The sequence below is a fragment of the Mesorhizobium sp. L-2-11 genome, assembly GCF_016756595.1.
In the GTDB taxonomy this organism is placed as follows: Bacteria; Pseudomonadota; Alphaproteobacteria; order Rhizobiales; family Rhizobiaceae; genus Mesorhizobium.
Map to the genome: position 1 here is coordinate 3,843,734 of NZ_AP023257.1, position 19,174 is coordinate 3,862,907.

Consider the following 19,174-nt stretch of genomic DNA (forward strand, 5'->3'; position numbering starts at 1 on the left):
GTCCACGGTCGAGTTCGTTCAACGGAAAATTGTGTGGATCAGGAGCAGCCGCAGCACGAGAAGATCAGATTCAGGCGTGATGAAATCACCGACCTGGGGGCCTTCCCGTCCGCGTGCCGCATACCGCCGCTCGGCCAAGGCCGCGGCGTTGGTTTTCTTGCGCGGCTGTTTGCCGGCTTTTTGGCCCTTGTGCTGCTGACGACCGCCGCTGTCTATGCGATCGGCATGTCCGGCTTCGGCGCCGAGCGGCTGCGGGCCGAAGCGGAAACAGCCATCGAGAAATTGGCCGGCGTCGACCTCGACGTTGCGGTCGGGCCGGCCCGTCTCACGCTCGACGGATCGAGCTTCATTGCGCTGCAGGTCAGCGACGTCAGCGTCAAGACCGCCGACGGCAAGCCGATGGCCGATGCCGGCCGTGTCCGCTTCGGCGTAAGGCTGATACCGCTGCTTTCGGGCGAGGTGCGGCTTACCAGTGCCAGGATTTCCGACGCGCGCATCGTGATGTCGGCGCTGCCGTCGGGGGGCGACTGGACGGCGGCGCTGCGCAATGACGACGGCCTCATCGATCCGGATAGGCTGGCCGCCACGGTCTTTGCCAGCATCGGTCACGCGCTTGATGCAGTGCGCGAGGAGCAGATGCGCCGGATCGAGCTGCGCAATGTCGACCTCGTTCCGCCCGAGGCCGGGTTGGTCAAACTGGTCAGGATCGCGGATGCTACCGCTGCGCAGTCGGGGCCGGGTGGCATGGAGTTTTCATCCGACGCGGCTGTCGACGGCAGGGCACTCACCATCGCCGCCTCAGCCAGCCGCGATACGACGACGCGGCGTGTGACGGCGTTGGATGCCAGTGTCGAGATAGCGCAGCTTGACGAGGCTGCGGCAGCGCCGGGCAGGACGCTTGGTGCGATTGCCTTGAAGCTGGCGGGATCGGAAGGATCCGGCGAGAACGCGTCGCGGCTGACGGCCTCGTTGTCGTTCGCCGGTTCCGTGCTCGATCTCGGTTCGCGCGGGATGCTTCCAGCCGATGTCGATCTCGCTGCGACGCTTGTCGCCGGCGCCAACAAGGTCCAGGTGGACCGGCTGCAAGTGAGGACCGGTCGCTCGACATTCGAGTTCGCCGGTTCGATCGGGCCCAAGCCGGCGACTGGAACAGCAGGCGAGGAGCCGTCCTATCGCTACGACCTGACCAGCGACGGCTCGACGCTGGCGCCTTCGGAATCCTCCGAACCTGCGCTCGATTTCATCGCCCGGGTGGCCGGCGTCTATCAGACCCGCAGCCGCAAGCTGGTGGCCGAGCAGATCGGGATCAGGTCGGGGTCCGCCAGCGAGGCGCTGGGCACGGCTTCGGTCGAGTTCGCCAGGGGAAAGGTGCCGGGCATATCTGTAGCCTTCAACGTGCACGACATGCCGGTCTCGCATGTCAAGCAGTTGTGGCCCTGGTTTGCGGCGCGAAACGCTCGCCTGTGGGTGCTGAAAAACCTTTTCGGCGGCCGTGTCGTCGACGCGAGCCTGCAGTTCCAGGTCGTACCCGGGCGCCTTGGCAACGGCATCCCGCTTTCATCAGATGAGGTATTCGGCCGTTTCCAGGTCGAAGGATCGCGCTTCGATACAGCCGGTCACATTCCGCCGATACGCGATGCCGTCGGCGTCGTCGAATTCCACGGCAATGACGTCGACATCGCCTTGTCGTCGGGCAACGTCTATATGGCCAGCGGCCGCACGGTCGCGGCAAGCAACGGCACGATGACGGTCAAGGCGGCGAACCGCCCGCCGGTGATCGGCGCGCTCGATATCGATGTTGCCGGGGAGGCGTCCGCGATCGCCGAGCTCGCCTCCTACGAGCCGATCGATGCCATGCGCCATGTCGGCCTGCTGCCCGACGACCTGTCCGGCACGGTGACCGGCCACGTCAAGGCGGATATTCCGCTGCAGCGCGGCGTCGACAGCTCGAAACTCGATTGGCTGGTGACGCTCGATTACAAAGACCTGTCGCTGGGCAAGCCGTTCGAAGACCAGACGGTGACGGACGCGGATGGTTCGATCACGGTCGAACGCGAGAAGGCGGTGATATCAGCCAAGGCGCTGCTCAACGGCATTCCAGCCGAACTCGACCTGATCGAACCGCTCAGGGATGGCGGACCGCCACGCAGCCGGAAAGTGGCGCTGATGCTCGACGACAAGATACGTGCGGCCGCCATGCCTGGCCTGTCGGAGCTGCTTTCCGGAACCGTCAAGGTTGAGATCGACAAGAGCGGCACGGGCAACACGGTCAGCCAGACTGTTTCGGCGGACCTGACCAATGCCAGGCTGGACATTCCCTGGGCAGGCTGGAGCAAGGGCCCCGGCATTCCAGCCAATGTCACATTTGTCATGGCCAAATCCGGCGACACCACGACGCTGTCCGACTTCGACCTGAATGGAAAGACCTTTTCGATCGATGGCGGCGTGGTGCTGGTCAACGGCGCCCTGTCTTCGGCGCGGTTCAGCAACGTCAAGCTGAACCGGGGAGACGACGTTGCCGTTTCGGTGAAACGATCGGGCAAGGGCTACGCGATCGACATCAGCGGCAGCGCGCTGGACGCGCGCTCGCTGATCAAGCAATTCACGTCCGATGTCGACACCGCCACCAAGGCCACGGGTTCCGATGCGATTTCGGTCAGCGCCGATGTCAACTCGCTGACCGGCTTCCACAACGAGACGCTGTCGAACCTGAAGCTCGACTACAGCGCCGCCGGCTCGAGGGTGAACGGGCTCAAGGTCAGCGCCACGGCAAGTTCGGGTGCTGCCATCAGCATCAGCAACGCGACCGGCGCCGGCAGGCGCGCCCTCAACGTGCGGTCGGCCGATGCCGGCGCCATCCTGCGGTTTCTCAACATCTACGAGCATATGGAGGGCGGTTCGATCACCCTGGCGCTCGCCGGGCCAAGCGATGGGCCGATGAAGGGCCAGGTCGACTCGCATGATTTCTTCGTGGTCAACGAGCCGAAACTCGCCTCGCTGGTATCGACGACGCCGGCCGGCGACAGCCGCAGCCTCAACGAGGCCGTCAAAGCCAATATCGACACGTCGAGAGTGATGTTCGAGCGCGGCTTTTCCGAGATCGAAAAGGGCGCCGGCTATCTGAAGCTGGCCAATGGCGTGCTGCGCGGCCCGCGCATCGGCACCACGTTCCAGGGCACGCTCTATGACCGGAACAACAACATGGACATGACCGGCACCTTCATGCCGGTCTACGGCATCAACCGCATTTTTGGCGAACTGCCGCTGTTCGGCGCGCTGCTCGGCAATGGCCGCGATCGCGGGCTGATCGGCGTGACTTACCGGCTCAGAGGCAATGCCAACAAGCCGAAGCTGGACGTCAATCCGCTGTCGGTGATCGCGCCCGGAATTTTCAGGTCGATCTTCGAGTACCGCTGAGGTCAAAACCCAATCATTTCGAGCGACCGAGTCTTGACCTAGGGCGGACTCTGGCTTGCCCCGGCCGAATTCACGCCCGTGACCCTGAGCCGCCCGTCGTCCGGTCATGCCGCAAGGTCTGCATCGTGTTGGGGGGCGGTCTTTTTTGCCTGTCCCCCGATTGGATCCGGTTCGCAGCTACCGGCTGGCTACAGGTGGGCAATACCGGCTTTCAGCAGTCCTTCGCGGATGTGCTGCACATCGGGCTTCTGGGCATAGTGCAGGGTGGCGATAAATGAATCGAGGTCGAACTGGGGATCGAGCGTTTTGATCTTGCGTAGATGCGCCGCGGCGGCGATTTCGTCGCCTAGCCAGCCGTAGCAGGCAGCGGCGAAAGCGTGCTGAACCGAGTCCATGGTTGACAGATGCATGAAAGCTTCGATCGCCTCGCCATACTGGCGCGCGGCGAAATGCGCCTTGCCCAGATGGCTCCAGAACCTCTCCGGATGGTGCGGGTTCAACTGCATTGCCTTGCGGATCCATTCGATTCCCTCTTCCGGCCTCCCCAGCCACGTCAACAACTCGCCTTGCTGCACCACCACGAGGTCGTAATTGGGATTGAGGGCGAGGGCGCGCTCTTGATGGTAGCGCGCTGTGGTCAGCTCATTGTTGTTGACGTTCACTGCGGCGAGGATGCGGTGGACATCGGCATCGTTGTCGTCCAGCGCCAGCGCCCTGTCCAGCGCTGCCATGATTTCGTTCCAGACGGCATCCCTGTCTTGGCACCAGTTATAGACCCAGGCCTGGCCAAGAATGCAGGCCCGCCAGGCATGGGCATGGGCATAATCGGGGTCGAGCGCGACGGCCCTTTCTATCAAGGTTTGCGCGCGTTCATTATCCGCAATCGTGCTTCGGTGATGCAGCACCTTGGCAGCAAGAACACATTCATACGCGGCCATGTTTGCGGGTTTCGCCCGCGCGAGCTGGTCCCGCTGAGCCGCCTCGACACGACCGGGCAGCGTGGCTGAGATCGCCGCGGTCACCTCATCCTGAATCGCGAATATGTCGTCCAGCCTCCGGTCATATTTGTCTGCCCAAATATGGGCGTCATTCGCCGTGTCGATGAGCTGAACCGTCACGCGCACCCTGTCGCCGATCTTGCGGACGCTTCCCTCCACCAGGTATTGGACGTCGAGTTTCTCGGCCACCTCGCGCACATTCACGGCGCGGTTCTTGTAGACGAAGCTGGAATTGCGCGAAATGACGAACAGCTCATGGTGGCGGGACAGTTCGGTGATGATGTCCTCGGTCAGTCCGTCCGCGAAAAATTCCTGCTCGGGGTCGCCGCTCATGTTGTTGAATGGCAGCACCACTATCGAAGGTTTCGAGATGGATCGCTTTGCCCCGACTTCTGGCAGGACAGGACTGTCAAGCCCAATGCGATAGAGGCGAACCGGGCGGCTGATGTTCTTTAGCGTCTTCTCGCCCAGGTCCTCCATGGTAATTTCGAGACGGTCGGCAATTTGGGTCGCCACCGCTGCGGTCACGCAGATACCGCCGACGTCGGCGAGTTGCTCGATGCGCGAGGCAATATTGACGCCGTCGCCGAAAATGTCCTCATCGTCGAAAATGATGTCGCCGAGATTTATGCCGATCCTGAATTCGATACGCCGTTCTTGCGGCACATCCGAATTGCGCCGTTTCATGCGCTGTTGGATTTCCACGGCGCATTTCACGGCGTCGGCCACGCTCTGGAACTCCACGAGCATGCCGTCTCCGGTGGTCTTGATGATCCGGCCCTTGTTCTTCGCGATGGCGGGGTCGAGCAGTTCTATGCGATGCGTCCGAAGGCGTGCGAGCGTGCCGGGTTCGTCGGCCTCCATCAGCCGACTGTAGCCCGCCATATCGGCAGCCAGAATTGCGGCCAGTCTCTGTTCCATCGCTTGGACCAAAAACCAAGCCTATCCTTCCTGGGCTGCCAAATCCAGCAATTTGGGCATGTGGCTGAATCGAGAAGTCTTCCTACCGCAGCAGCAGGAGAGGGGGTGGATCAGGCGCTAGTCAGACCGGCCGCACCAGGACGTGTTTTTTCTTGCCGAGCGACAGCTTTACGACCTGTTCCGGACCTAGATCCTCAAGTGTCACCAACCGGCGATCGTCGGACACGGACTGGTCGTTCAGCCGCACCGCGCCGCCCTGGATGTGTCGCCGCGCCTCGCCGTTGGACGCGGCGAGCCCGGCGGCAACGAACAGCGACAATATGCCGACGCCGCTTTCCAGATCGGCCTTGCCGACCTCGACGGTCGGCAGCGTTTCGGCCAGCGCGCCTTCTTCAAACGTCTTGCGCGCGGTTTCCTCGGCTTGCTCGGCCGCCTCGCGGCCGTGCACGATGGCCGTCGTTTCCGTGGCCAGGACCTTCTTGGCCTCGTTGATCTCGGAGCCGCCAAGCGCGGCGAGCCGCGCGATCTCGCTGAGCGGCAGGCGGGTGAAAATCTTGAGGAAGCGCGTGACGTCGGCGTCCTCGGTGTTGCGCCAGTACTGCCAGAAATCATAGGGCGAGTAGAGATCGCCGTTCAGCCAGACTGCGCCCTTGGCCGATTTGCCCATCTTGGCGCCTGACGACGTCGTCAGCAGCGGTGTGGTCAGGGCATAAAGCTGCGGCGTGCCCATGCGGTGGCCGAGATCGACGCCGTTGATGATATTGCCCCACTGGTCCGATCCGCCCATCTGCAGGCGGCAGCCATAGCGCCGGCTGAGCTCGACGAAATCATAGCCCTGCAGGATCATGTAATTGAATTCGAGGAAGGAGAGCGATTGCTCGCGCTCGAGCCTCAGCTTGACGCTGTCGAAGGTCAGCATACGGTTGACCGAAAAATGCCGGCCGACATCGCGCAGGAACTCGACATAATTGAGCTTCATCAGCCAGTCGGCATTGTTGACCATGATCGCGTCGTTCGCACCGTCGCCGAAACGCAGGATGCGGCCGAAGATGCGCTTGATGCCCTCGATGTTGGTGGCGATGGCCTCAGGCGTCAAAAGCTGGCGCTGGTCGTCGCGGAAGGAAGGATCGCCGATCATCGAGGTGCCGCCGCCCATCAGCGCGATCGGCCGGTGGCCGGTCTCCTGCAGCCAGTAGAGCATGGTCGCGGAAATCAGATTGCCGATATGCAGGCTGGTCGCCGTGGCGTCGTATCCGACATAGGCGGTCACCGTTTCCTTGGCGAAAAGCTGGTCGAGGCCGGCATCATCCGAAATCTGGTGGATGAAACCGCGCTCGCTCATTACGCGCAGGAAATCGGATTTGAAGGCGGACATTTTTTCTTTCCCGAAAGCGCCCAACCGCAGCGGATTGGGCGTGTTATGGGTGAACGCGGGCGTTTAGCACCCAAAGGCGGTCAGCAAAAGGGGAATCCGGTTTTGCGTCCATCCGACCGAGCGAGGCCTGTCCTCGGGCTTGCCGGGGAGCCGGCGCGAGATGGCGGAGATATCTTCGCTGTTGGCGCCTATCTCAACCGCTTCGGCCGCGGGTCGGACAACTCGCCGGCCAGACGGCGATCGAGATAGTCCGCGCATTCCTGGAGCAGGAGGTCCGCGTCGTTGGAGAAGAAATGGTTGGCGCCGGGCAAGGTTTTCTGGGTGATGGTGATGCCCTTTTGCGTGTGCAGCTTGTCGACCAGCCCCTGCACGTCCTTTGGCGGCGCGACCTTGTCGGCGTCGCCATGGATGATGAGGCCGGACGACGGGCAGGGCGCCAGGAACGAGAAATCATAGGTGTTGGGCTGCGGCGCGATCGAGATGAAGCCTTCGATCTCCGGCCGGCGCATCAGAAGCTGCATGCCGATCCACGAGCCGAACGAATAGCCGGCGACCCAGCAGCTCTTCGAATCCGGATGCAGCGACTGCACCCAGTCAAGCGCCGCGGCCGCATCCGACAATTCGCCGGTGCCGTGGTCGAATTCGCCCTGGCTGCGGCCGATGCCGCGGAAATTGAAGCGCAGCGTGGTGAAATCCCGCTTCTGGAACATGTAGAAGAGGTCGTAGACGATCTTGTTGTTCATCGTGCCGCCGAACTGGGGGTGCGGGTGCAGGATGATGGCGATCGGCGCGCTCTTTTCCTTGGAAGGCTGGTAGCGACCCTCCAGGCGGCCGGCCGGACCGGTGAAAATGACCTCAGGCATAAAATACTCCACATGGCATGAGTGCCCGGCGTCGGAACAACTCTTCCTCTGGCCTCAGGCCTTGACGCAGGGCGAGCGTCTTTCTAGAAGCTAGTTTAGAATTGTTCAAAACTGGGTGGCCGAAACGCAATAGCTCGGCTACCCACGCCGCACGCCGCGTAAATAGGATGTCTTGCCTTGCAATTTCAAGGAAATAACGCGTTATCCTCGCGAAACGGCTTTTGACGGGACCAGTTGAAGCGAAAATGGCCGGAAGACGCGCCTATCTCGACTACAATGCCAGCGCGCCGCTGCTTGCCGCGGCGCGCACGGCAATGATTGCCGCGCTCGATGTCGCCGCCAACCCGTCGTCGGTCCATGCCGAGGGCCGCGCCGCACGGCGGCTGATCGAGAATGCGAGGCGCGATGTGGCGCTGCTGGTCAACGCCAGCGCCGAGCATGTCGTGTTCACCTCCGGTGCGACGGAAGCCGCCTCGACGCTGCTGACGCCGGATTGGCAGATGGGGCGCGGCACTGTCCGCATGAGCCGGCTCTATGTCTGCGAGGCCGATCATCCTTGTGTGCTGAACGGCGGGCGCTTTCCGGCAACCCAGGTAATACGCATCGGCGTCGACGCCGACGGCCTGGTCAGGCTGGACGCGCTGGCGGCGGCACTTGGCGGTCATGACAAGGCGGACGGCCTGCCGCTGGTGGCGATCCATGCCGCCAACAACGAGACCGGCGTCATCCAGCCGGTCGAGCGCATCGCCGAAATCGTCAAGGCGGCGGGTGGCGTCCTGATCGTCGACGCCGTGCAGGCAGCCGGCCGCATTCCGCTCGATATGTCAGCGGGTTACGCCGATTACCTGATTCTGTCGTCGCACAAGATCGGCGGCCCCAAGGGCGTTGGCGCCATCGTCGCCGCCGCGGACCTGATGATGCCAAGGCCCTTGATCGCCGGCGGTGGCCAGGAAAAGGGTCATCGTGGCGGCACCGAAAATCTGGCCGCGATCGCCGGTTTTGGCGCGGCGGCGCGCGAAGCCCTGATCGGGTTGAAGCGCATCGATGCGGTCGCTCGCCGCCGCGACGAGATCGAGGCCATCGTGAAAACGCTGGTGCCGGATGCGGAAATCTTCGGAACCGGGGCGCCGAGGCTTGCCAATACGACATTCTTCGCTATTGCCGGCATCAAGGCCGAGACGGCGCAGATCGCCTTCGACCTCGCCGGCGTGGCGCTATCGGCCGGCTCCGCCTGTTCGTCGGGCAAGGTCGGCCCGAGTCATGTGCTGAAAGCCATGGGATACAATGACAGCCTTGGCGCTTTGCGCGTGTCCATTGGTCATGCAACCAGCGCCGAGGATATCGAACTGTTCCGCACAGCGCTGGTCGGTATTGCCTCACGCCGCGCAGGCAGGGACGAAGCCGCCTGAGCGCGGCAAACAAACGCAGGCTTTTTTGCCTGATAGAGCCGTGCGTCTTGTGGTGGCCGGGTGAATTCCCGGCAGGGACGCACTATATGGAACTTACGCCGCGTCGGTCGCCTTTAAGGCGCTCGTTTCGCAGTGCCATAGTTTGAAAACTGCCGGGCCTTGACCCCGGCGTGGATGGAGAACGCTAATGCCTGCAGTGCAGGACACGATCGATCGGGTCCGAAAGATCGACGTCGACCAATACAAATACGGATTCCAGACCGAAATCGCGATGGACAAGGCCCCAAAGGGCCTGAGCGAAGACATTATCCGCTTCATTTCGGCGAAGAAGGACGAGCCGTCCTGGATGCTGGAATGGCGTCTGGAAGCCTATCGGCGCTGGGTGACGCTTGACGAGCCGAAATGGGCGCGCGTCCATTATCCGAAGATCGATTTCCAGGACCTCCACTATTATGCGGCGCCCAAGAGCACGCCGGGACCGACCTCGCTGAGCGACGTCGATCCCGAACTGTTGAGGGTCTATGAAAAGCTCGGTATCCCGCTGAGGGAACAGGAGATCCTCGCCGGTGTGCAGAAGACCGACGCGTCGGAACTCGAGGAAGCCAGCGACAATGTCTACAAGTCGGGCCGCGTCGCCGTCGACGCCGTGTTCGATTCCGTGTCCGTCGTCACCACCTTCAAGAAGGAGCTGGCGCAGGCCGGCGTCATCTTCTGCTCGATCTCGGAAGCCATCCGCGAGCACCCGGAACTGGTGAAGAAATATCTCGGCTCGGTCGTGCCGACCTCGGACAATTTCTACGCCACGCTGAATTCGGCGGTGTTCACCGACGGCTCCTTCGTCTTCGTGCCCAAGGGCGTGCGCTGCCCGATGGAACTGTCGACCTATTTCCGCATGAACGAGAGGAACACCGGCCAGTTCGAGCGCACGCTGATCATCGCCGAGGAAGGGGCTTACGTCTCCTATCTCGAAGGCTGCACGGCGCCGCAGCGCGACGAAAACCAGCTTCACGCAGCGGTGGTCGAGCTGATCGCGCTCGACGATGCCGAGATCAAATACTCGACGGTGCAGAACTGGTACCCCGGCGACGCCGAGGGCAAGGGCGGCATCTACAATTTCGTCACCAAGCGCGGCGACTGCCGCGGCCACCGCTCGAAGATTTCGTGGACGCAGGTCGAGACCGGCTCGGCGATCACCTGGAAATATCCGAGCTGCATCCTGCGCGGCGACGATTCCAGCGGCGAGTTCTATTCGATCGCCGTGTCGAACGGCTACCAGCAGGTCGACAGCGGCACCAAGATGATCCATCTCGGCAAGAACACGTCGAGCCGCATCATCTCCAAGGGCATCGCCGCCGGCTACTCGCAGAACACCTATCGCGGCCAGGTCTCGGCGCACCGCAAGGCGACCAACGCCCGCAACTTCACCAATTGCGACTCGCTGCTGATCGGCGACCAGTGCGGCGCGCACACCGTGCCTTACATGGAAGCCAAGAACGCAACGGCGCAGTTCGAGCATGAGGCGACGACGTCGAAGATTTCCGAGGACCAGAAATTCTACGTCATGCAGCGCGGCATTCCGGAAGAAGAGGCGATCGCGCTGATCGTCAACGGCTTCGTCAAGGACGTCATCCAGCAACTGCCGATGGAATTCGCGGTCGAGGCGCAGAAGCTTATCGGCATCAGCCTCGAGGGCTCGGTCGGCTGACCGGACAGAAAAATTTCAGGAAAAGAAAAAAATGCTTGAAATCAGAAATTTGCATGCTCGCATCGTCGACGACGGCACCGAGATCATCCGCGGCCTGAACCTGACGGTGAAAGCCGGCGAGGTCGCCGCCATCATGGGTCCGAACGGCTCGGGAAAATCGACGCTGTCCTACATCCTCGCCGGGCGCGAGGATTATGAGGTGACTGATGGCGATATCCTCTACAACGGCCAGTCGATCCTCGAAATGGATCCGGCCGAGCGCGCCACATCGGGCATTTTTCTCGCCTTCCAGTATCCGATGGAGATACCGGGCGTGGCGACCATGGAATTCCTGAAGGTGGCGATTAACGAGCAGCGCAAGGCGCGCGGCGAGGAGCCGCTGAAGATCCCGGAGTTCCTGAAGCGCGTTAAGGACGCCGCCGCCTTGCTCGACATGGACATGGCGATGCTGAAACGGCCGCTCAATGTCGGCTTCTCCGGCGGCGAGAAGAAGCGCGCCGAGATCCTGCAGATGAAGCTTCTGGAGCCAAAACTCTGCGTGCTCGACGAGACTGATTCCGGCCTCGACATCGATGCGCTGAAGATCGTTTCGGAAGGCGTCAATGCGTTGCGCGCGCCGGATCGCGCCATCGTCATCATCACCCACTACCAGCGCCTGCTTCAGTACATCGTCCCGGATAGTGTGCACGTGCTGTACAGGGGCCAGGTGGTCAAGTCGGGCGACAAGTCGCTGGCGCTCGACCTCGAGGCCAATGGCTATGCCGGCGTGATCGGCCAAGCCGCGTGAGATGCCAGAAGGCCCAGAAGGCAAGCCAGACAAGGCGAAACTGATGAACATTCACATGACACCCCAGCGGACGCCGGCCGAAACGGCGCTGATCGACGCCTTCAGCGACCGGCTGTCGCTGCTGCCCGGCGACGGCACGGTGATGCTGAAGCGCGACGACGCCATCGAGGCGATCAAGAGCGGGCTGCCGACGCGGCGCATCGAATCCTGGCACTACACCGACCTGCGCCGCCTGCTGAGTTCGGTTCCGGAGTTCGATCCCGCAGCCGCCCCGAAAGCCATTGCGCCTGTCGTCGAAGGGTCCGCTGTCCTGCCGGTGCTGAACGGCGTGTCGAGCACGAAACTGCCTGAAATTGAGGGCATCGCCGTGCAGTGCCTGTCGGAGAAACTGGCGGACGGCAGCATCGCACCTGGGCTCGATGCCTATGGCGCCGATGATGCCATCGGCGCGCTGAACACGGCTTTCGTGGCTGACGGCTATTTTGTCGACATCGCCGACGGCACCGAACTGGACCAGCCGATCGAATTGCAGAACCTGCAGGCCGGAGGCCAGACGCATGTCCGTCTCAGCGTCCGCGCCGGCGCCGGCGCCAAGGCCGTTATCGTCGAGCGCCAGGCGGGCGAGGGCGCCGCACTGGTCAGCTCGGTCAGCCAGCTTCTGCTTGACGAAGGCGCCGAGGTGACGTGGCTGATCGTGCAGGAGCAGCCGGACACGGCGACGCATCTTGCCCAGTTCAAGGCGCATCTCGGCAAGAATGCGAAGCTGACGCTGTTCGTGATGAATGCCGGCGGCAAGCTGGTGCGCCAGGAGGTCGTGGTCAGAACGACCGGCGAAGGCGCCGATTTCACGCTGCGCGGCATCAACCTGCTGGCCGGCGACACGCATACCGACGTGACCATGGTGCTCGACCATGCGGTGCCGCATACGGCCTCGACGGAAGTGATCCGCAACGTGGTGACGGGAAGAGCGCGCGGCGTCTTCCAGGGGCGAATCAATGTCCACCAATATGCGCAGAAGACCAACGCCAAAATGGCCTGCAACACGCTGCTTCTGTCGGATGACGGCGAGTTCTCGACCAAGCCAGAGCTCGAAATCTTCGCCGACGACGTCGTCTGCGGCCATGGCGCCACCGTCACCGAGATCGATCACAGCCATTTGTTCTACCTGATGGCGCGCGGCATCGACGAGAAGTCGGCGCGTGGCCTGCTGGTCAAGGCGTTCGTCGCCGAGGTGATCGAGGAACTGGACGACGAGGCGATCGTCGAGGCGCTGGAAACGAGGCTCGACGGCTGGTTCGCGGCGCACGGATAGCGGCCTGGCTCATGTCAGCACCCCTCATCCGTCTTGGCGCTTCGCGCCAATCCACCTTCTCCCACAAGGGGAGAAGGTAAAGCGCTAGACCTTCTCCCCTTGTGGGAGAAGGTGGCCGAGCGAAGCTCGGTCGGATGAGGGGTGTTGGACGGAATGAGGCGATGCCTCAAGAGAGCTTGTGATGGACCAGAAAGTCGAAAACATCCCCTACGACGTCGAGGCGATCCGCCGCGACTTTCCGATCCTGACACGGGAAGTCTACGGCAAGCCGCTGGTCTATCTCGACAATGGCGCCTCGGCGCAGAAGCCGCAGGCCGTGCTCGACGCCATCCAGCACGCCTACGCCCAGGAATATGCCAACGTCCATCGCGGGCTGCATTTCCTGTCGAACGCGGCAACCGACGCCTTTGAGAACGCGCGCAAGATAGTGCAAAGATTTCTCAACGCGCCTGATACCGACAACATCGTCTTCACCTCGAACACGACCGCGGCGATCAACACCGTTGCTTATGGTTATGGCATGCCCAATATCGGCGAGGGCGATGAAATACTCCTGTCGATCATGGAGCACCATTCCAACATTGTGCCGTGGCATTTCATCCGCGAGCGCCAGGGCGCGAAGCTGGTCTGGGTGCCGGTCGACGATCTCGGCGTCTTCCATATCGAGGAGTTCGAGAAGCGGCTGACCGATCGCACAAAACTGGTCGCCATCACCCACATGTCGAATGCGCTCGGCACGGTGACGCCGATCAAGGAGATCGTCCGCATCGCGCATGCACGCGGCATTCCGGTGCTGGTCGACGGCAGCCAGAGCGCCGTGCATATGCCGATCGACGTGCAGGATCTCGACTGCGATTTCTTCGTCTTCACCGGCCACAAGGTCTATGGGCCCTCGGGCATCGGCGTGCTCTACGGCAAGAAGGACATGCTGGAGCGCATGCGCCCGTTCATGGGCGGCGGCGAGATGATCGAGGAGGTGACGCAGGATTTCGTCACCTACAACGATCCGCCGCACCGTTTCGAGGCCGGCACGCCGCCGATCGTCCAGGCGATCGGGCTGGGTGCGGCGCTGGAATACATGGAAAAGATCGGCCGCGAGCGCATCGCCGCCCACGAAGCCGATCTGAAGAACTATGCCCATCAGCGGCTGCGCGCCATCAATTCGCTGCGCATCTTCGGCGATGCGCCGGATAAGGGCGCCATCATCTCCTTCGAGCTGCAGGGCATTCATGCCCATGACGTGTCGATGGTGATCGACAGGCAGGGCGTCGCCGTCCGCGCCGGCACCCATTGCGCTCAGCCGCTGTTGAAACGTTTTGGCGTAACCTCCACATGCAGGGCATCGTTCGGCATGTATAACACCCGGGCCGAAGTCGACGCTTTGGCCGATGCGCTCGAAAAAGCGCGAAAGTTCTTCGGATGACGATCATGGATGATGCAGGCCGCACCGCTGAGACCATTTCGGAAACGGCAACCAATGAGTTGGTTTCCGCCTCGGCCATTCCCGCCGACGAACTGGCGCGGCTGACCGATGACATCGTCTCGGCGCTGAAGACGGTCTACGACCCGGAAATCCCGGCAGACATTTATGAGCTCGGCCTGATCTACAAGATCGACATCGAGGACGACCGCTCGGTCAGGATCGACATGACGCTGACCGCGCCCGGCTGCCCGGTGGCTGGCGAAATGCCCGGCTGGGTGGAGAACGCCGTCGGCGCTGTCGAAGGTGTTTCCGGCGTCGAGGTCAACATGACCTTCGACCCACCCTGGTCCCCCGATCGCATGTCGGAAGAGGCGCAGGTCGCGGTTGGCTGGTATTGAGGCGGTCAGGCGAGTTGGATGTCCGACATATCTCGACCGGGTGAACTGAGCGAAGACGACATTCCACCTTCGGCGAGGGTAGTCGAGGTTTGGGGCGCTCCGGTTCTCGACGTTCTCGATGAACCATCTGAGTATCACAGGGTTGTTGGCGCAATGCCTTCCGCGATCAGGAACGTCATCTGCGTCGAGTTGCTAAGTTGGCAGGTCCTCAACGGCGGCTTCAGGCAATATTTTTGGAATTCCTATGGGATAACGGCGCAGGGGGCCATTCAAGGTTTCCGCGCGATGGGTCTTGAAACGCATGCAGAATTGACGCGACAGGCCTGCGCCTTGCTGGGCGAAAGTTTTCCTGAAGAGCGTTTGGCAAGAATGGAAATCGTGGGCGAGGTTGGCGGGAGCGGTATAGATTTCAATGCCTTGGATGACGCGTTCTATGCCTTGGAAGAAAATAAGCGCGATTCGGCCGAAGCTGCGCTCAATGCATATGCGACGGCAGCGTTGGACGGACACTGGCAATAAAGACCTTGCAGTACGACACTGATATAACCATTTTGAGCTATGAAATGATCCGCAGGCCTTGAACCCGCGCGAACATGGAGAATGACATGGGACGCTTCGCCGTCATCACGATGACCGAAAAGGCTGCCGACCGGGTACGCGAGATCGTCGCGACCCGTGAGAATGCGCATGGCATTCGCCTTGGCATCAAGAAGGGCGGCTGCGCCGGCATGGAATATACGGTCGATCTGGTGACCGAGCCGAATACCAAGGACGATCATATCGAGCGCGACGGCGCCCATGTCTATGTCGCGCCTGAGGCAGCGCTTTTCCTGTTCGGCACCGAGATGGATTTCGAGCAGACGACGCTACGCACCGGCTTCACCTTCCGCAACCCGAACCAGAGCTCGGCCTGCGGCTGCGGCGAATCGGTTGAGCTCAAGCCGGCCGATCTGAAGGCACTGGCCGAGGCGCGCGCGTCGGCCTGATCTTCCCTTCTCCCCGTTTACGGGGAGAAGGTGGCCCGAAGGGCCGGATGAGGGGCAGAGCCGGCCTCTGCAACGTTAGCGCCGCCCCTCATCTGCCTGCCGGCATCTTCTCCCCGTAGACGGGGAGAAGGACCTACTTCACCCACATTCCCGTCCGCTTGTGCCAGTCTGCGATCGATTCCTCGGGATAGAGGTCGAAGATCTTGTCATCCTTGCCGATCTCGGGCTCGACCCAGTTCGCCTTGTATTTCAGCATGAGGTGCACCTTTTCAGGTGGTTTTGGCAGGTCTGTGTCGATCGCCGAGGCGAAGGGGTGGACCAGTTCCGGCCAGGTCCGGTCATAGAGCCACAGCGCCGAACCACATTTCTTGCAGAAATTCCGCTCGCCTGACGAGATCTCGCATTGCGGATGCTCGTCGTCCTCGATCTCGGCCTGGTAGACGCCAAGACTGCGCTTGCCCTTGATCCTCAGCGTCTCGAAATCGGCGCCGAGATTGATGGCAAAGCCACCGCCGCCCTGCTGCTTGCGGCAGATCGAGCAGTAGCACAGCATGAACGGCACCGGCGTGTGGCTTTCCACCTCAAAGCGGATGGCATTGCACCGGCAGGACCCTTTGAGCAGAAGCGGCATGAAAAAGCTCCGACAAAATTGGTTTCAACTTGTCAGGATGGCGTCGGTTGCGGCGATGACAAGCCTAAATTCGGGTGACATGATCGCGGCATGGACAATGAACGCATTGCCGAACTTTTCGAAGGCCTCGGCCCGGTCAGCATTCGCAAGATGTTCGGCGGCAAGGGCATCTATTTCGACGGCGTCATCGTCGCCATCGTCATTCGTGGCGAATTGATGCTGAAAGCCGACGCGGAAAGCGCGCCCGAATTCGAAGCGGCCGGCTGCCGGCAATGGACTTACACCGGCTCGCGGCACGGCAAGCTGGTGTCGATGCCGTATTGGAGCGTTCCCGACAGCGCCTTCGACGATCCGGATGAGATGGCGGTCTGGGCGAGGCGGGCCTATGAGGCGGGGCTGCGTGCCGGCAAATAGGTTGCCTCTCCGCTGGTCATCATCTCATGCCAATTTCCTGCGTCTCGGGCACAAGCGCCAGCGCCTCGGCAAGGGTCGCCGCCGTAAAAGCCGGCACAAGTTCGGCACTTTCGATCGCAAGCATTGCCGCGGCAACGCCTTCGCGCATCGCCGCGCGCAGCGTCAGGCCGCGCAGCAGGGCGGCGACCGTTGCGCCCGCCAGCGCATCGGCGGCGCCGTCCGCGACTTTTTTCGGCGGCAGGATCGAGAAGGCGCCGGCTTCGTCGAAACCCAGCACCGGACCGTCATCCGCCGTCACCACGCCGCTTTTCAGGCAGGCTCGCCTCAGGCCGTCGGCGATATCTTGCTCCGCAGCGTCGATACCGACAGCGGCGATTGCGATGGCCTCGCGCCGGTCCATGAAGGCCAGCGCCAGGCTGCCCAGCACCGGCACGAGCCGCGCCGCCTTGTCGGGCGAGACTGCGAGGCCGAAGACCGGCTTGCCAGCGGCAAGCGTCACCAGCCGCTCCAGCGCCGCCGACGGCAGGTTGGCGTCGCACAGGACCGCATCGGCGGTGCTGATTGCCTCGCGTACCTTGGCACGACGGATCTGCTTGGCAAGCGCCAGATCGTAGAGCGCCATGTCGGCAAGGCCGGCGATCAGCGCGCCGTCGCCGTCGAAGATCGTCGTATTGCTCGGCGTCGTGCGATCGAGGAACACCACGGACAGATCGGCAATGCCGGCCGCAGCGACGGCGCGCGCCACCACGTCGGCCAGAACATCGCCGCCGCGCACCGAAAGCAGCGAGCCGGAGACGCCGCGGCGCACCGCGCAGCGCAGCGCATTGAAGACGGCGCCGCCGACTTCCTCGCGCATCGTGCCGGGACTCGACGCCGCCGGCACGAACGCCCCCAAAACATGGCCGCGTCGCTCGATATAGGCGCCGCCTACGGCCAGGACTGTCGGCGACTTCATCATGCCAGCGAGATGACCTTTGCTGTTGTCCGGTGGACACTAGGTTGTCCGGCTAAACCCGGCAACCGAAGCCGCGATTCGGAGGACGGCAGCACGATCCCGCAGGGGTAAGCAGGATATATTCTTAGCTGAAAGTCGAAACAAAAAAAGAACAAATTCGGATATTGTTGGTTTTTCAATCGGTTGTCTCCCCTTGCCAATCGAGAACAAAAAAGGTACAAATTGATAGGGATTACGGATTGTCCGGCCTTCATTGACGATCAAGGGGTGATGTATCATGGCTCAGAATTCTTTGCGGCTTGTAGAGGACAAAACGGTGGACAAATCAAAGGCTCTGGATGCGGCGCTGTCGCAAATCGAGCGTGCCTTCGGCAAGGGCTCGATCATGCGGCTCGGCGCAAACGAGCAGGTCGTCGAGATCGAAACGGTGCCGACCGGTTCGCTTGGCCTCGACATCGCGCTCGGCGTCGGCGGCCTGCCGCGCGGCCGCATCATCGAGATCTACGGGCCGGAAAGCTCGGGCAAGACGACGCTGGCGCTGCACACTGTGGCGGAGGCCCAGAAGAAGGGCGGCATCTGCGCCTTCGTCGATGCCGAGCACGCGCTCGACCCGGTCTATGCCCGCAAGCTCGGCGTCGACCTTGAAAACCTGCTGATTTCGCAGCCCGATACCGGCGAGCAGGCGCTGGAGATCTGCGACACGCTGGTGCGTTCCGGCGCCATCGACGTGCTGGTGGTCGATTCGGTCGCGGCGCTGACGCCGCGCGCCGAAATCGAGGGCGAGATGGGCGATTCGCTGCCCGGCCTGCAGGCTCGCCTGATGAGCCAGGCGCTGCGCAAGCTGACCGCCTCGATCTCGCGCTCCAATACCATGGTCATCTTCATCAACCAGATCCGCATGAAGATCGGCGTCATGTTCGGTTCGCCCGAGACCACGACCGGCGGCAACGCGCTGAAATTCTATGCTTCGGTGCGCCTCGACATTCGCCGCATCGGCTCGGTCAAGGACCGCGACGAGGTCGTCGGCAACCAGACCCGCGTCAAGGTGGTCAAGAACAAGCTGGCGCCGCCCTTCAAGGTGGTCGAGTTCGATATCATGTATGGCGAGGGCGTGTCCAAGACCGGCGAGCTGGTCGATCTCGGCGTCAAGGCCGGCGTGGTCGAGAAGTCGGGCGCCTGGTTCTCCTACAATTCGCAGCGTCTCGGCCAGGGCCGCGAGAACGCAAAACTGTTCCTGCGCGACAATCCCGACACGGCGCGCGAGATCGAATTGGCACTACGGCAGAATGCCGGGCTGATTGCGGAAAAATTCCTCGAGAATGGTGGTTCCGAAGGCGGAGACGACGGTTTCGAGGACGAAGCTGGCGCCATGTAGGCTTCGGCAGTGGCCGGAGTTTGGCCATGATTCCCGTTCATCACCTCCAGCCTGTGTAATCGAGTTCTGTAATGTTGCGTTCGAACCGCCGGCCTAGCGCCGGCGGTTTGCGTTTGAGATGACCGGCAAGCCCCGCAAATTGGCCCAATTCCGTGTTTCTGGACAGGGTGCAACGCGGCGGCTAAAAGGCCATGTCCATTTGCCG

16 protein-coding genes are annotated in these 19,174 nt (G+C 62.2%); 11 read left to right on the plus strand and 5 right to left on the minus strand.

The genetic code is table 11. The annotated features are described in order from the left end of the window. The first annotated feature begins 33 nt into the window (after positions 1–33). Positions 34–3,417, plus strand: coding sequence for a YhdP family protein (locus JG739_RS18340; RefSeq protein WP_202362822.1), 3,384 nt, complete (start codon positions 34–36; stop codon positions 3,415–3,417). Positions 3,418–3,605: 188 nt separating this feature from the next. On the opposite strand, the gene JG739_RS18345 is transcribed toward JG739_RS18340, so the two are convergent. From JG739_RS18345 to JG739_RS18355, 3 genes are all read right to left on the minus strand, one after another. Beyond that, positions 3,606–5,336, minus strand: a complete 1,731-nt coding sequence (locus tag JG739_RS18345) for an adenylate/guanylate cyclase domain-containing protein (RefSeq protein ID WP_202362823.1) — start codon at positions 5,334–5,336, stop codon at positions 3,606–3,608. 121 nt (positions 5,337–5,457) lie between these two features. Next, a complete protein-coding gene (tyrS, locus tag JG739_RS18350) occupies positions 5,458–6,711 on the minus strand; it encodes a tyrosine--tRNA ligase (protein ID WP_202362824.1) in 1,254 nt (417 codons plus the stop codon). Between the two features lie 188 nt (positions 6,712–6,899). Continuing rightward, positions 6,900–7,574 carry an alpha/beta hydrolase gene (locus JG739_RS18355; protein WP_027154148.1) on the minus strand — a complete coding sequence of 225 codons (675 nt, stop codon included), beginning with the start codon at positions 7,572–7,574 and terminating at the stop codon, positions 6,900–6,902. A 245-nt stretch (positions 7,575–7,819) separates the two neighbouring features. On the opposite strand from JG739_RS18355, the gene JG739_RS18360 reads away from it, so the two are divergent. From JG739_RS18360 to sufA, 8 genes are all read left to right on the plus strand, one after another. Further along, positions 7,820–8,983, plus strand: a complete 1,164-nt coding sequence (locus tag JG739_RS18360) for a cysteine desulfurase family protein (RefSeq protein ID WP_202362825.1) — start codon at positions 7,820–7,822, stop codon at positions 8,981–8,983. Between the two features lie 187 nt (positions 8,984–9,170). After that, entirely contained in the window at positions 9,171–10,688 is a 1,518-nt protein-coding gene (gene sufB, locus JG739_RS18365; protein WP_202362826.1) for a Fe-S cluster assembly protein SufB, read from the plus strand. Between the two features lie 31 nt (positions 10,689–10,719). Further along, the gene (sufC, locus tag JG739_RS18370; RefSeq protein WP_202362827.1) at positions 10,720–11,475 is read left to right on the plus strand and encodes a Fe-S cluster assembly ATPase SufC; all 756 of its coding nucleotides are present in this window, start codon (positions 10,720–10,722) and stop codon (positions 11,473–11,475) included. 43 nt (positions 11,476–11,518) lie between these two features. Then, positions 11,519–12,787: a Fe-S cluster assembly protein SufD gene (gene sufD, locus JG739_RS18375; protein ID WP_202362828.1), complete on the plus strand. Its 1,269-nt coding sequence runs from the start codon at positions 11,519–11,521 to the stop codon at positions 12,785–12,787. 181 nt (positions 12,788–12,968) lie between these two features. Further along, positions 12,969–14,210: a cysteine desulfurase gene (locus JG739_RS18380; protein ID WP_202362829.1), complete on the plus strand. Its 1,242-nt coding sequence runs from the start codon at positions 12,969–12,971 to the stop codon at positions 14,208–14,210. Positions 14,211–14,215: 5 nt separating this feature from the next. Continuing rightward, positions 14,216–14,608 (plus strand): SUF system Fe-S cluster assembly protein, encoded by a 393-nt coding sequence (locus JG739_RS18385; protein WP_202362830.1) that lies wholly within the window; start codon positions 14,216–14,218, stop codon positions 14,606–14,608. A gap of 18 nt (positions 14,609–14,626) precedes the next feature. Further along, positions 14,627–15,127, plus strand: coding sequence for a DMP19 family protein (locus JG739_RS18390; RefSeq protein ID WP_202362831.1), 501 nt, complete (start codon positions 14,627–14,629; stop codon positions 15,125–15,127). Between the two features lie 86 nt (positions 15,128–15,213). Further along, positions 15,214–15,594: a Fe-S cluster assembly scaffold SufA gene (gene sufA, locus JG739_RS18395; protein ID WP_006206001.1), complete on the plus strand. Its 381-nt coding sequence runs from the start codon at positions 15,214–15,216 to the stop codon at positions 15,592–15,594. Between the two features lie 133 nt (positions 15,595–15,727). Here the strand turns inward: sufA and JG739_RS18400 are convergent, their stop codons facing one another. Next, positions 15,728–16,225 carry a GFA family protein gene (locus JG739_RS18400; protein ID WP_202362832.1) on the minus strand — a complete coding sequence of 166 codons (498 nt, stop codon included), beginning with the start codon at positions 16,223–16,225 and terminating at the stop codon, positions 15,728–15,730. Between the two features lie 90 nt (positions 16,226–16,315). Here JG739_RS18400 and JG739_RS18405 point away from each other — a divergent pair, with 90 nt between their 5' ends. Continuing rightward, on the plus strand, positions 16,316–16,639 hold the full coding sequence (locus JG739_RS18405; protein WP_202362833.1) for a TfoX/Sxy family protein: 324 nt from the start codon (positions 16,316–16,318) through the stop codon (positions 16,637–16,639). A 19-nt stretch (positions 16,640–16,658) separates the two neighbouring features. Here the strand turns inward: JG739_RS18405 and JG739_RS18410 are convergent, their stop codons facing one another. Next, entirely contained in the window at positions 16,659–17,597 is a 939-nt protein-coding gene (locus JG739_RS18410; protein WP_202362834.1) for a PfkB family carbohydrate kinase, read from the minus strand. Positions 17,598–17,871: 274 nt separating this feature from the next. Here JG739_RS18410 and recA point away from each other — a divergent pair, with 274 nt between their 5' ends. Beyond that, positions 17,872–18,969, plus strand: a complete 1,098-nt coding sequence (recA, locus tag JG739_RS18415) for a recombinase RecA (RefSeq protein WP_023798282.1) — start codon at positions 17,872–17,874, stop codon at positions 18,967–18,969. The last annotated feature ends 205 nt before the right edge of the window (positions 18,970–19,174 follow it).